The 12555-nt window shown below is 59.6% G+C and carries 11 protein-coding genes, 1 tRNA gene and 3 pseudogenes; 11 read left to right on the plus strand and 4 right to left on the minus strand.

The genetic code is table 11. The annotated features are described in order from the left end of the window. Positions 1-34: 34 nt before the first annotated feature. From NKH71_RS03930 to NKH71_RS03950, 5 genes and pseudogenes are all read left to right on the plus strand, one after another. Positions 35-280, plus strand: a pseudogene (locus NKH71_RS03930) (carbamoyltransferase N-terminal domain-containing protein); the annotation flags it as partial. A gap of 43 nt (positions 281-323) precedes the next feature. Beyond that, positions 324-1235, plus strand: a complete 912-nt coding sequence (gene nodI, locus NKH71_RS03935) for a nodulation factor ABC transporter ATP-binding protein NodI (RefSeq protein ID WP_023719311.1) — start codon at positions 324-326, stop codon at positions 1233-1235. 3 nt (positions 1236-1238) lie between these two features. Next, positions 1239-2027, plus strand: a complete 789-nt coding sequence (locus NKH71_RS03940; RefSeq protein WP_023719312.1) for an ABC transporter permease — start codon at positions 1239-1241, stop codon at positions 2025-2027. A 67-nt stretch (positions 2028-2094) separates the two neighbouring features. Continuing rightward, positions 2095-3057, plus strand: a complete 963-nt coding sequence (locus NKH71_RS03945) for a LysR family transcriptional regulator (RefSeq protein WP_352516375.1) — start codon at positions 2095-2097, stop codon at positions 3055-3057. 8 nt (positions 3058-3065) lie between these two features. Further along, positions 3066-3332, plus strand: a pseudogene (locus NKH71_RS03950) (helix-turn-helix domain-containing protein); the annotation flags it as partial. Positions 3333-3409: 77 nt separating this feature from the next. Here the strand turns inward: NKH71_RS03950 and NKH71_RS03955 are convergent. Next, positions 3410-3472, minus strand: a pseudogene (locus tag NKH71_RS03955) (hypothetical protein); the annotation flags it as partial. Between the two features lie 80 nt (positions 3473-3552). Between NKH71_RS03955 and NKH71_RS03960 the strand changes: the two are divergent. From NKH71_RS03960 to NKH71_RS03980, 5 genes are all read left to right on the plus strand, one after another. Further along, on the plus strand, positions 3553-3762 hold the full coding sequence (locus NKH71_RS03960) for a hypothetical protein (RefSeq protein WP_352811373.1): 210 nt from the start codon (positions 3553-3555) through the stop codon (positions 3760-3762). Between the two features lie 472 nt (positions 3763-4234). After that, the gene (locus NKH71_RS03965; RefSeq protein ID WP_352483785.1) at positions 4235-5026 is read left to right on the plus strand and encodes a calcium-binding protein; all 792 of its coding nucleotides are present in this window, start codon (positions 4235-4237) and stop codon (positions 5024-5026) included. A gap of 394 nt (positions 5027-5420) precedes the next feature. Beyond that, on the plus strand, positions 5421-7190 hold the full coding sequence (locus tag NKH71_RS03970) for a type I secretion system permease/ATPase (protein ID WP_352894671.1): 1770 nt from the start codon (positions 5421-5423) through the stop codon (positions 7188-7190). Beyond that, complete coding sequence (locus NKH71_RS03975; protein ID WP_352894515.1) at positions 7165-8478, plus strand: HlyD family type I secretion periplasmic adaptor subunit; 1314 nt, start codon at positions 7165-7167, stop codon at positions 8476-8478. Before NKH71_RS03970 ends, NKH71_RS03975 begins: the two co-directional genes overlap by 26 nt. Positions 8479-9147: 669 nt before the next feature. Then, positions 9148-10365, plus strand: coding sequence for a tyrosine-type recombinase/integrase (locus tag NKH71_RS03980; protein WP_352715572.1), 1218 nt, complete (start codon positions 9148-9150; stop codon positions 10363-10365). A 21-nt stretch (positions 10366-10386) separates the two neighbouring features. Here NKH71_RS03980 and NKH71_RS03985 read toward each other — a convergent pair. After that, positions 10387-10462: transfer RNA gene (locus NKH71_RS03985), tRNA-Ile, on the minus strand. 171 nt (positions 10463-10633) lie between these two features. On the opposite strand from NKH71_RS03985, the gene NKH71_RS03990 reads away from it, so the two are divergent. Then, entirely contained in the window at positions 10634-11344 is a 711-nt protein-coding gene (locus NKH71_RS03990; RefSeq protein ID WP_352894516.1) for an SIMPL domain-containing protein, read from the plus strand. A gap of 135 nt (positions 11345-11479) precedes the next feature. Here NKH71_RS03990 and NKH71_RS03995 read toward each other — a convergent pair whose 3' ends face one another. Both NKH71_RS03995 and NKH71_RS04000 read right to left on the minus strand, forming a co-directional pair. Further along, entirely contained in the window at positions 11480-11839 is a 360-nt protein-coding gene (locus tag NKH71_RS03995; RefSeq protein WP_023719320.1) for a hypothetical protein, read from the minus strand. 247 nt (positions 11840-12086) lie between these two features. After that, positions 12087-12533 carry a YcgN family cysteine cluster protein gene (locus NKH71_RS04000; protein WP_023719321.1) on the minus strand — a complete coding sequence of 149 codons (447 nt, stop codon included), beginning with the start codon at positions 12531-12533 and terminating at the stop codon, positions 12087-12089. Positions 12534-12555 lie beyond the last annotated feature (22 nt).

Raw genomic sequence — 12555 nt, forward strand, 5'->3', positions numbered from 1 at the left:
TGAATCGAATCTATGCCGTTAACGTGGAGACACTATGCGCATCTGTGGTACCAAGCTGACCCATGATGGGGCGATCGCCCTTGTCGAGGATGGACGGCTCGTCTTCTGCGTTGAGCAGGAAAAGCGGCACAACAATCCGCGTTATCAAACCATCGATAATCTCGACGCAATTGTCGCCGCTTTGGCGGAACACGGGCTAAATCCTTGTGATGTCGATCAGTTCGTTATCGACGGCTGGGATGGCGAAGACGAGTCACAGTTTCAGGTCCGGCAGGCAACCAAGCAACCGCCAGTCTTGGCGTCCCTCTCGGTAAAATGAACCCATGTCCATGGTAGCGATCGATCTTACTGACGTAAGCAAAACTTATGACAAGCTCGTTGTCGACAGACTGTCGTTCCGCGTTGCGGCGGGGGAATGCTTCGGGCTCTTGGGACCGAACGGTGCGGGCAAAAGCACGATTGCGCGTATGGTCCTCGGCATGACATCGCCTGATGCGGGGAAGATTACTGTGCTCGGCGCTCCAGTGCCGGCGCGCGCGCGTTTGGCACGTATGCGCATCGGCGTGGTCCCGCAGTTCGACAATCTTGATACCGCGTTCACTGTACGCGAGAACCTGTTGGTGTTCGGGCGCTACTTCCGGATGAGCAGACGCCAGATCGAAGCGGTCATACCGTCGCTGCTTGAGTTCGCCCGCCTCGAGAACAAAGCGGATGCGCGCGTCGCCGAACTGTCGGGCGGCATGAAGCGGCGCCTGACGCTCGCGCGTGCGCTGATCAATGACCCGCACTTGCTGGTGATGGACGAGCCGACCACCGGCCTCGATCCGCAGGCCCGCCACCTGATCTGGGAACGGCTGCGATCGCTGCTGGCGCGGGGCAAGACTATTCTTTTGACTACCCATTTCATGGAAGAGGCCGAGCGGCTGTGCGATCGGCTGTGCGTTATGGAGGAGGGGCGCAAGATCGCCGAAGGCCGCCCGTCCGCACTCATTGACGAGCAGATCGGCTGTGACGTGGTCGAGGTCTACGGCGGCAATCCGCATGAACTGGGTGCGCTGATCCGGCCGTACGCACAGCGCATCGAGGTGAGCGGTGAGACGCTTTTTTGCTATGCACCCGATCCGGAGCAGGTGCTGGTGCAGCTACGCGGGCGCGCGGGTCTACGCCTTCTGCAGCGTCCCCCCAATCTCGAGGATGTGTTTTTGCGGCTAACCGGGCGCGAGATGGAGGACTGAACAATGGGCGAACGTTATGCGGCGGCCATGCCCGCCAATGCGTGGAATTGGGTCGCGGTTTGGCGCCGCAACTATCTTGGATGGAAGAAAATCGGGCTTGCATCGGTTCTCGGCAACCTCGCCGATCCGATGATCTATCTGTTCGGTCTCGGCTTTGGCATCGGAACAATGATAGGTCCTGTTGAGGGCACTTCGTACATTGCGTTTCTCGCGGCTGGCATGGTTGCCACAAGCGCGATGGCATCGGCGACTGCTGAAACGGTTTACGGGAGTTTCGGCCGCATGGACAACCAGCGCACCTGGGAAGGAATGTTATGCACTCAGCTGACGCTTGGCGATATCTTACTCGGCGAATTGGCGTGGGCAGCCACCAAGGCCCTGATGGCGGGCACAGCAATCACTGTTGTTGCCACCACGCTCGGCTACACATCGTGGCCATCCATCCTCTGCTTGCTGCCAGTAATCGCTCTCAGTGGCCTCGCCTTCGCGAGTCTAGCGATGGTCGTCACGGCGCTTGCGCCCAGTTATGAATATTTCATATTTTATAATACGCTTGTTATAACACCCATGCTGTTCCTTTGCGGCGCGATGTTTCCGGTCAACCAATTGCCCGGCGCTTTTCAGGACGTCGCCTCCTTGTTGCCGCTCGCACATGCAATTGACCTCATTCGTCCGGCGATGCTTGGCCGTCCGGCCGGCAGCATGGGCCTGCATATCGGCGCGCTTTGCATATACACGGTTTTGCCGTTCTTCCTATCGGTTGCTCTATTTCGTCGTCGGCTGATGCGTTGACGCTACTCACCATTCGTAAAATTGATTCTTTGGGCGATACCCATCCACGCGTCGGATAGGTCAATACATGCGTTTTAAGGGACTCGATCTAAATCTCCTGGTTGTGCTGGACGCTTTGATCAGGGAGCGTAAAGTCACCGCCGCGGCCCGCAGTATTAACCTGAGTCAGCCGGCCATGAGCGCCGCCGTCGGTCGGTTACGCGCCTATTTCAGCGATGAGCTATTTACGATGAACGGCCGCGAACTCATTTTGACACCGCGCGCGGAGGGGCTCGCCACAGCAGTCCGGGAGGCATTGCTGCACATCCAGCTGTCGATTATTTCCTGGGACGCCTTTAACCCGGCCCGATCGGATCGTCGCTTCCGCATCATCCTTTCCGATTACCTCACGCTCGTATTTTTTAAGAAGATCGTAAAGCGTGCTGCGCGGGAAGCTCCCGCCGTCCGCTTCGAATGTCTGCTTATTTCCGACGACCCCGAGGAGCTTCTCCGGCGCGGCGACGTTGATTTTCTGATTATGCCGGAAGTGTTCATGTCGAAACATCCTCGCGCAGCCCTGTTCGAAGATATGCTCGTGTGCGTAGGCTGCGGCACGAACAAGCAGCTGTCAGAGCCACTTACATTCGACCGATACTTGTCGATGGGGCAGGTTGTGCTTAAATTCGGGGACACCCGGCAGCCCTCCATCGAGGAATGGTATTTGCTCGAGAACGGTTTCGAGAGACGTATCGAGGTCGTCGTACAGGGCTTTAGCATGATCCCGCCCCTTCTATCAGGCACCAACCGCATCGGGACAATGCCCTTACGGCTGGCGCAGCATTTCGCAAAATTAACACCCCTGCGGATTGTCGAACTTCCGCCGCCACTTCCTGCCGCATTCACGGAGGCCGTCCAATGGCCTGCGCTTCACAATAATGATCCGGCAAGCCTATGGATGCGGGAAATGATGTTGCAGGAGGCATCTCGTATGATTACCCCGCCTAAGAGCACCGGACGTCTCAGTTGTCGGCCGACGACCCCTCGGTTATGAGAGGAGGCATGGATGGCGATTGGGATTGGGCGATTCCTGCATTGTCGAGAACGATGCAGGGAGAGCAGATCCTTCAGCCTGAAGAGGTGGCAACGATGCTGCGGCTGCATGAGCTTGGCTGGGGAATGAACCGACGGGCGAAGGAATTCGGGTGCGCGCGCAACACGGTGCCTCGGTATCTAAGCGATGGCGGGACTGTTCCGTTTCGCAAGCCTGTGCGGCCGACCGCGTTTGACGGACCGGACAATTGGCTGCGGGAGCGCTTCTTCCCCCATGGCTCGGGCTGGATGACGATCTCGACCCGCTCCAGATGCGCCGGGAACGCCTTGCGCGGTCGCGCAGCACGTCGCGGCTCGCCTGTCGGTCTTGCGGCCTCGAGCTCGGACTCAATCGCGCCGAGCCCGGTCTGGATTTCGAAGGCGAAGGCCTGCTGGGCACGTTCGAGCTTCTCGGAGCTGCGACCGAAGCGGCGCGCTCCAGCTGCTTGATGATCCCATGAAGGTCGGCGATCTTCTCCTGGGCACGCTCGTTGAGTGTCGCCATCCGGACGATCTCGGCCTTGAGTGTTTCGCTCCGGAGTTGTTGCAGTTCGGCCTTCTCCGCCGCCATGGCGACGAACATCGCCTTGAGCGGATCGATTTCGTGGGGACGGGCCGAAGCGCTTCTCGTCATGACGCCGACAGGAGCTTATTTTGCACGGCCTGAGGCCCGCCTTTTGCGCCTGAGTCACTTCGCCACGGCCTATCCGGCCGACGTCGGACGCCGTCTCCGTTCGGCTCAAACGCGCCAGTCCATGCCTTCGACGAGCGCCATCAGTTCCGCGCGGCAAGCCGGATCACGCCGTTCTCCACCCGCGGCCAGCGGAACTTGTCCTCGTCCAGCGCTTACGGTGCGGGTATGCCGGCGTCGAGCAAACAGAGAGAAGTTTGGGGCCGAACCAGGTCGGCCCCGTTACGAAGTGTTGTCCTGGTGGTTTGAGTGTCGAATCTTCAGATCGATTGCTTGGGCGACCAGCGTCCCCGCCGCCAGCGAGCCCGCAACTGCTCAGCAGAAGGGCGAAGTGAACGTGAATGCATCCATTTCGTAAATGTGTGTCTATCCAAGCAATCGATTTCTCTAATTATCCGATGAGCAATATGAACGCGTCAGGCAGGGTGCATCATTAGGAGTATTTTCGATGGCAAAGATTATCGAGGGTGGCCCGGGTGCCGAAACACTCATCGGCACCGAGCTTGACGATTGGATGGAGGGTTTCCAGGGCGGTGACTGGATTGACGGTCGTGGCGGCAACGACGAGATCTCGGGTGGCCCGGACAGTGACCGACTCATCGGCGGCAAGGGTAACGACCGCATCTTCGGCGGAGATGGCTGGGACGATCTCTCCGGCGACAACGGCCGCTTCAACCCGCGCGTCTCCGGTGAGGACAATGACAGGCTCAGCGGCGGTCCCGGCCAGGATGTCCTCTACGTGGGTGACGGCCAGGACACGTTGACCGGGGGCACCGACAGTGACACGTTCGTGTTCCAGTTCCACAATCCGGTGCCTGGGGTTGTCGGGTCGAAGTCGGACATTACCACTATCACCGATTTCAACCCGGCGGAGGACAAGTTCGCCTTCGATGCGGTGGGCCTCTACAATGACGGTTTTGGCGCGAACTTCGTCAACAACGCCAGCATACAGTCCGGCTACCCGGTGAGCAGCTTCTACAGTGGTGCGGCCTCAGGTGCGAACGGCGAACACGTCGTGGTAATCACTGGCGAATCTTTCAACTCTGCTTCTGAAGCCGCGAGTGCGATCTCCGGCGAGCACGCCGGCGACATCATTGTCTACCAAAGCAGCTACACCGACAGAGTCGCAACTCTGGCCTATGTCACCGCCGACAACAACGCGCATGAATTCGTCCACCTGGGCGGTGTGGTCACCGTGGCCGACCTAGGCCTGACCGCGTCGGACTTCACCTTCGTTTGATCCAGAAAACCCATACGGAACAGCGCCCCGCCCCCCGGGGGCGGGCGCTTTCCGTTTCCGCTACTTGCGATGGGCCGGGGCGCCCGGGAGCAGTCGCAGCGTGTACAGCTTGACGAAGCCCTGCACGTCGCGCTGGTCGTACACCGAAATCTCCCTGAAGGCGTGGAGGCGGAAGCCTGTTCGGGCCCTTGCGGCCGGCCACGATGACGTTGCCCTTCCAAACCTTCAGCCGGACGGTGTTGTTGTTGACCCGCTCCATTAGATGCCAAACCAAACATTCGGCGGGAGCACTGATCCTGAATCAGCGCGCGGATGCAGTCGGTTGCCGCTCGGGGAGCAATATAGGGAGCTGGGTCGCCAGATCCTCACGGAGACCTACGTGAGTAACCATTCCTTGAAGGATTCAGCTTTGAGACCTTTCCCTCTGAGTTCCGCTATTTGGGGAATTCTGTTGATCAGCGGCGTGGTCAACGTGCTTGCGCTGATCTCGCCGCTGTTCATGCTTCAGGTCTACGACCGCGTTCTGGCAAGTGGCAGCGTATCGACGCTAGTGGGGCTCGTCGTGCTTGCTGCAGGGCTTTATGCGTTCCAATGCCTGCTCGACGTTTTGCGCGCCCGCGTGCTGCTGCGGATTGGCGAGCGTTTCGATGAACAGTTTTCCGGACGCGTTCACGATGCGATCGTTCGCCTTCCGCTTTTAACGCGCATGCCGGGCGACGGCTTGCAGCCGCTTCGCGATCTCGACAATATTCGCGGATTCTTAGGTGGAAACGGTCCGACAGCGTTCTTCGATCTGCCATGGATGCTGCTTTATCTTGCCATTTGCTTCCTCTTTCATTTCTGGATCGGCATGACGGCCCTTATCGGGGCGATCGGTCTCACATCTCTGACACTTCTTGCCAACACTCTCTCGCAACAACCGATACGCGATACCATTGCCCACAACATGGCACGAAATGGTCTACTGCAAGCAGCGCGTTGCAATGCCGAGGTCGTGCAAGCTCTCGGTCTCGGAAGGCGGATCGCTGCCCGATGGCACACGGCCAATGCCAAGTATCTGGCCGCCAGCCGGAAAGCCGGGGACGTGGCAGGTGGGCTGGGTGCCATTTCAAAGTCGCTGCGCGTGCTGCTGCAATCGGCCATTCTTGCCGTCGGCGCGTACCTTGTGATCAGGCAGGAGGCTACGGCCGGGGTCATGATTGCAAGTTCGATCATGATGGGGCGTGCGCTGGCTCCGGTCGATCTGGCCATTTCAAGCTGGAAACCCTTCCTCATGGCGCGCCAGGGTTGGGCGCGGCTGGAGGACCTCCTGGGAAAGGTTCCTGAAACCGCTCCTGTTATGCCAATGCCTGCACCTGAACGCGAACTCCGCCTCGAAGGCGTGACAATCGTTCCGCCCGGCGAAAGGAAGCCGACCGTGACCGGCCTTGCGTTTGCCGTTCAGGCGGGAAGCGCACTCGGGATCATCGGTGCATCGGGTTCGGGCAAGTCGACACTCTCGCGCGCCATCGTCGGCGCATGGGCGCCGGTCGCCGGAAAGGTTCGCATCGACAGCGCAAGCCTCGATCAATGGGACCGGGAAGCGCTAGGCCGTCATATCGGCTATCTGCCGCAAGGTGTTGAACTATTCGACGGCACCATTGCCGAAAACATCGCTCGTTTTGAAGACGATCCTGACCCTGAGGCTATTGTCGCCGCGGCGAAGGCAGCGGGCACGCACGAACTGATCCTCCGATTTGAGCACGGCTACGAAACCCCGATTGGTGAGGCCGGATCGGCACTTTCCGCCGGGCAGCGCCAGCGTGTCGGTCTTGCCCGTGCCCTTTATCGAGACCCTTTCCTTGTTGTGCTCGATGAACCCAATGCCAATCTCGATGCGGAAGGCGAGGCTGCGGTCGTTAAGGCGATCGCCTCCGTGCGCGAGCGCAAGGGCATTGCGGTTGTCGTTGCCCATCGGCCGAGCGCCATCCGCGCCGTGGATTTGGTGTTGGTGATGGAAGGTGGACGGCAGCGAGCATTCGGTGCGCGTGATGAAGCGCTTTCCAAAGTCCTTAAGGGGGCAGCGATGGCATCAGGCGCTGGGGTCAAGGCCATCGAGCCTACACAGGATAACGAGCGCGCTGACATGGAGGATCCCGGTGTCCGGCATTCATCAGAACAATGACGTTTCCAGGTCCATTCGCCGGCATCTGGTGGCGGGCCTGCTGGCGAGCGTGATCTTTGTGGGAGGAGCCGGAGCCTGGGCGGCCTTCACGAATCTGTCCGGCGCGGTTGTCGCGTCCGGACACTTTGTCGTCGATTCCTATGTGAAGAAGGTGCAGCACCCGACCGGCGGGGTGGTGGGAGAAATCCTGGTGAGCGAAGGTGATAAAGTAAAAGCCGGCGACATCCTCATGCGGCTCGACGCCACCCAGACGCGCGCCACTCTCGCTGTAGTCACCAAGCGGCTCGATGAGCTGGCCGCCAACCTGGCACGACTCGAAGCTGAGCGTGACGATCTGGCGGAGATCGCCTTCCCGGACTGGCTGCTCGCCCGCAGAGATGTTCCGGACGTAGCTTCGGCAGTACATGGCGAGACGCGGCTGTTCGAATTCCGCAGACAATCCCGCGACGGAAGGCAGGCGCAGCTAGCGGAACGCATCACTCAATATGAGCACGAGATCGAGGGGCTCAAGGCGCAGGAAATCGCCTGTGAGAAAAGCACCGAGATCCTCCAAAAGGAAATTGCTGCCCTGAGTGGGCTGCGCGTCCAAGGCATTGTCTCGGACCAACGCTTGAACAGTCTGAAGACGCAGGTTGCCACTTTCGGCGGCGAACGCGGTGAGAAGATTGCACAACAGGCACAGAGGGCAGCCCGCATAGCCGAAACGCGCCTGCAGATCCTGCAGATCGATCCGGATTTCAAGACGGAAGTCGGCCAAGAGCTCAGAGAGGTTCAGGCGCAGGTTGGGGAGTATGTTGAGCGCAAGGTGGCGGCTGAACAGGAACTGCGACGGATCGAAATTGTCGCGCCGCAGTCAGGCGCCATTCAACAACTCGCAGTTCATACTGTCGGAGGAGTGATCACGCCCGCCGATCCGATTATGCTAATCGTGCCGGAAGGCGACGATCTTGCGCTTGAAGCACGAATCACCCCGAAGGACATCGACCAAATCCAGCTTGGTCACAAGGCCGTGCTGCGGATGTCAGCCTTCAATCTGAGGACCACGCCGGTATTGAACGGATATGTCAGCCGGATCGCAGCCGATCTGGCGACGGACGAAAAAAACGGCGTTTCGTATTACCTGGTGCGTCTGTCGGTTCCGCATGCGGAACTGACGAAGCTCAAGGACCTGACGCTCGTGCCCGGCATGCCGGCCGAAGCGATGATCCAGACGGGCGAGCGTACGGCGCTTTCTTATTTTGTGAAGCCGCTGTCGGACCAAATCAGTCGCGCATTCCATGAGGAATGAAAGTGATCCACAGAAATATTTTGTTGGTATTCTTGTTGGTTGTTACGCATGCATGAGAATCATAACCGTCTGAAAACACAACCATGCGTTCCTCAGTTGGATTGCGCCTCTGACTCAGATACGTGGTTCCGCGGTCATTTTGCCCTTGCAAGTCGCTGCCCATTCAGTTCTTGGCCTCGAGCGCATTAAGATACCCATCATCGTACACAAAGGCTGGAAAAGAGTCCGGTGTCTTGAGCGATCCTAGGTCTGGAGACCTAGGTGAGCCTGCAAGCACAGGGCCAGGACATGATTGAGCGTCTGCAATATTCGGACAGGTGCATAGAAAGACAGGCAGGCGCCAAAGACGCGCTTTCAACGCACTAAACCGATGCTGCGCACCCCGAGCGTCTTGCCGCCCTCGCTCCCGCCGGTAGGAATCAATCGCGAGCAGGCTGCGACGTTCATCGGCGTAAGCTCAACGACCTTTGATGAAATGGTCCAGGACGGCCGGATGCCGCAGCCACGAATGCCGAGCAAGGGGCGCATTGTTTGGGACGTCGAGGAACTTGTATTGGCGTTTCGAAAGCTCCCTCACCGCCAAATCGGAGGAGCACCAAAGCTTGACGAAGATTCGCCGCCACTAGACAATCCTTGGGATCGAAAACCACGAACATGACGGATGAGCCCGTGAAGGTCGATCTTAAGGGCGTAGTGAAGGACACTGATCGCCACGGCAATGATCGGTACTATTTTCGCGCACCGGGTCGGAAGAAGGTCCGGCTCCGTGAACCGACCGGCAGCGACGAGTTCCTCGAGGAACTGCGGTGCGCGCGCGCCGAGGTCACTTATGTTCGGCCCGGCACTCTTCCCGAGATTTGCCGGCGCCTCCCCAAGCCTTCCGAGCCAGCGAAGAAAGGCACGTTGCTGTGGCTTTGCCAGGAGTATTACCGTCGGGGCGGCACGGAAATCACCCAAGACACTATGGCGCGCCGACGAGCAATTCTGGAGCGCGTATGCGAATTACCTCATCCCCTCGAAGGTGACCCGGATCCTCAGTATCCCACCAAGGGATCTCTGCCATTCGCCGGTATGAAACGGTCTCATGTTAAGGAGATCAGGGACACCAGGCTCGACGCCCTTGGCGCGGCAAACAATATCGTAAAAGCCATCAGCGCGATGTTTGAGTGGGCAAAGGACACAGAGATTCCGGGCGTCGACTCCAATCCCGCCCGCGGCATCAGACGGCTAAAGAGCGGCGACGGCTGGCACCCATGGGACGTGTCGGAGATCGTTCAATATGAGAAGCGGCATCCGCTGGGTACCGCAGCCAGACGTGCGCTCTCGATCTTCATGTTTACTGGCCTGCGGTTGTCCGACGTCGCGATCTTCGGTCGACAGCACATCACGCTCGTCTACAACGAGGAGACCGAGCAGTGGGAGAAGTGGATCAGAATTAAGCCTGGGAAGACCAGTCGTAACAAGGATGCGGTGTTGGTGGAGCTCCCGCTTCTGCCCGAACTAGAGGCGGAACTTGAGCACACGCCCTCCGACCAGATGACCTTCCTGGTCAATGAGTATGGTCGCCCGTTCTCGGAGAACGGTCTGGGCAACAAGATGCGCCAGTGGTGTGATCAAGCTGAGCTGCCGCACTGCAGTGCTCATGGAATTCGCAAGGCCGGCGCGACGATCGCCGCTGAGAACGGCGCGACGCACGAGCAGCTGAAGGCGATATATGGGTGGACTACGTACCAGCAGCCCGACCACTACATCAAGAAAGCGCGTCGCCGGAAGGTAGCGAGAGCGGCGAAATACCTGCTGGTTATCGATCGAAAAGAGAACAAAATTGTCCCACTTTCTGAGGGGGTTGAAAGAGGTGGGACAAAAATGGCCAAAAAATCCAATTAAATCAACGGCCACAAAGGCCAATGGTGGGCCCGGAGGGACTCGAACCCCCAACCAAGCGGTTATGAGCCGCCGGCTCTAACCATTGAGCTACAGGCCCCACGGCGTTGGATTAGTGTTTTTCCCTGAACCGCACAAGGCTTTCAGAGCGGCTTTCCGAGGGGGCTGGCCGAGACCGCCCAAATCAGCCCATATTGATAACCTATTGCACGTCCCCCATTGGAGCCGCTCGACACTCGGCAGTCTTGGGATCGCAGATCGAGGAGATTTCATGACCAGACGTATTTTGCCACTGGCGATTGCCGCCGCAATCGCATTTCCGGCGATCGCCGGCGCCGCCGATTCGCCGCCGCCGCCGCGCATCGTCGTCACCGGCGAAGGCGAGGCGGCGATAGCACCCGATCTGGCTCTGCTGACGCTCAGCGTCATGCGCGAGGCCAAGACGGCGCGTGCCGCGCTCGATGCCAATAACGACGCCATGGCCGCGGTGATCGCGGCAATGAAATCGTCCGGCATCAAGGAGCGCGACCTGCAGACCGCGGGCATCCAGATCAACCCGCGCTATAACTACACCAACAAGCCCGACGGCAGCCAGGAGGCCGAACTTGTCGCCTATCAGGTGACCAACACGCTTTCGGTGCGCATCCGCGACATCGACAAGACCGGCGACATTCTCGACAAGGCGGTGTCGCTCGGCGTCAACCAGGGCGGCGGCATCTCCTTCTCCAACGACGATCCGGCGGCAGCCGTCACTGAAGCGCGCAAGAAGGCCGTCGCCAATGCCATGGCCAAGGCCAAGACGCTGGCCGAAGCGGCCGGCGTCGGCATCGGCCGGGTTCTGGAAATCACCGACCAGAATTTCACACCGCCGCCGATGCCAATCAACGCCAAGGCTTTCGATGCGGCCGGCGCATCGGTCCCCGTGCAGGCCGGCGAGAATTCCTATACCGCGCAGGTGACGGTGACTTTCGAACTGAAGTGATCGTCGATCGCAGCGCATAAAAAACCCCGGAGGACCGATCCTCCGGGGTTTTCGAGCCGCACCTTTCCGTCCTGGCGGAAAGAGGCTCCGCTACTTTACCGGCTGAAAGACGCCGGCCGCAAAGCTTCGACGGGCTTAGCGATAGATAATCGGACAACCGCGCTCGTTGGCGAATACGATCACCACGCGGTCGCCGTACTGGCGGCCAGCGACCTTGACCGTGCGGCGGTTGATGTCGACGATGCGGGCGCGGCGCAGGCCCATACGTTCGGCCTTGTCGAGGGCACGCTCGGGCGAACAGGAGCGGCGCCAGTTGCGCTCACGGCGGTGTTCGCGATAGTAACCATCATCTTCGTCGCCGGTATAGACGCCGACGCGCGGATCTTGGTTGTTGCCGAAGCCGAGATAGATACTGTCTGCATGGGCTGGGATGGCAGCAAGCGTGCCAAGGCCGACAAGAGCCGAAAGAGCCGCCGTCTTGATGGTGTTGAACATTGTCTTCTCTCCTTGTTTGAGGGTTTCCACCCGTTTTCGTCGAACCGATGGGAGGAGAATGCACCCGCCTGTCTGAATTTTTTGCGAACCGGCCGTTCATCTCCGGTTCATGCGGCAGAACCGGGATAGTCTCTCGCTTCCGGAACCGGTGCTATGGACGGCGGTCCTACATAGGGTGGACCGGCATGGGCGGATAGGCAACGTCCGTTTTGCTGTCGGTTCTGGGTCCTAGATTCCGGAGTAAATCCTAAGGCTCGTCTGCAAGCATATGGTCGAAATAATCCTCCGGCTCGGCAAGCTCCGTCTCGCTGGCGCTGACCCGGCCGCGCATCGAGATGCCGGCCTCGTGCACAGTCTCGTCGCTTCCCGACACCAGCCTGTGCCACCAATAGAGATCGCGGCCCTCGGCAACCAACCGGTAAGCGCAGGTCTTGGGCAGCCAGCTGATGGTGCGCACATTCTGCGGCGTCAGCCCGACGCAATCCGGAACACGCGCCAGCCGGTTGGTATAATCGGAGCAGCGGCAGCTTCCAGCGTCGAACAGCCGGCAGCCGACGCTGGTCCAGTAGATATCTCCGGTGTCCTCGTCTTCGAGTTTGGACAGGCAGCATTTGCCACAGCCGTCGCAGAGCGATTCCCACTCGGCCGGGGTCATCGCCTCCAGCGTCTTGGTTTTCCAGAACGGCTTTTCCATCGTCGGCATGTGGACCTCGGAG

The sequence above is a fragment of the Mesorhizobium sp. M0983 genome (assembly GCF_040318975.1).
Lineage (GTDB): Bacteria > Pseudomonadota > Alphaproteobacteria > Rhizobiales > Rhizobiaceae > Mesorhizobium.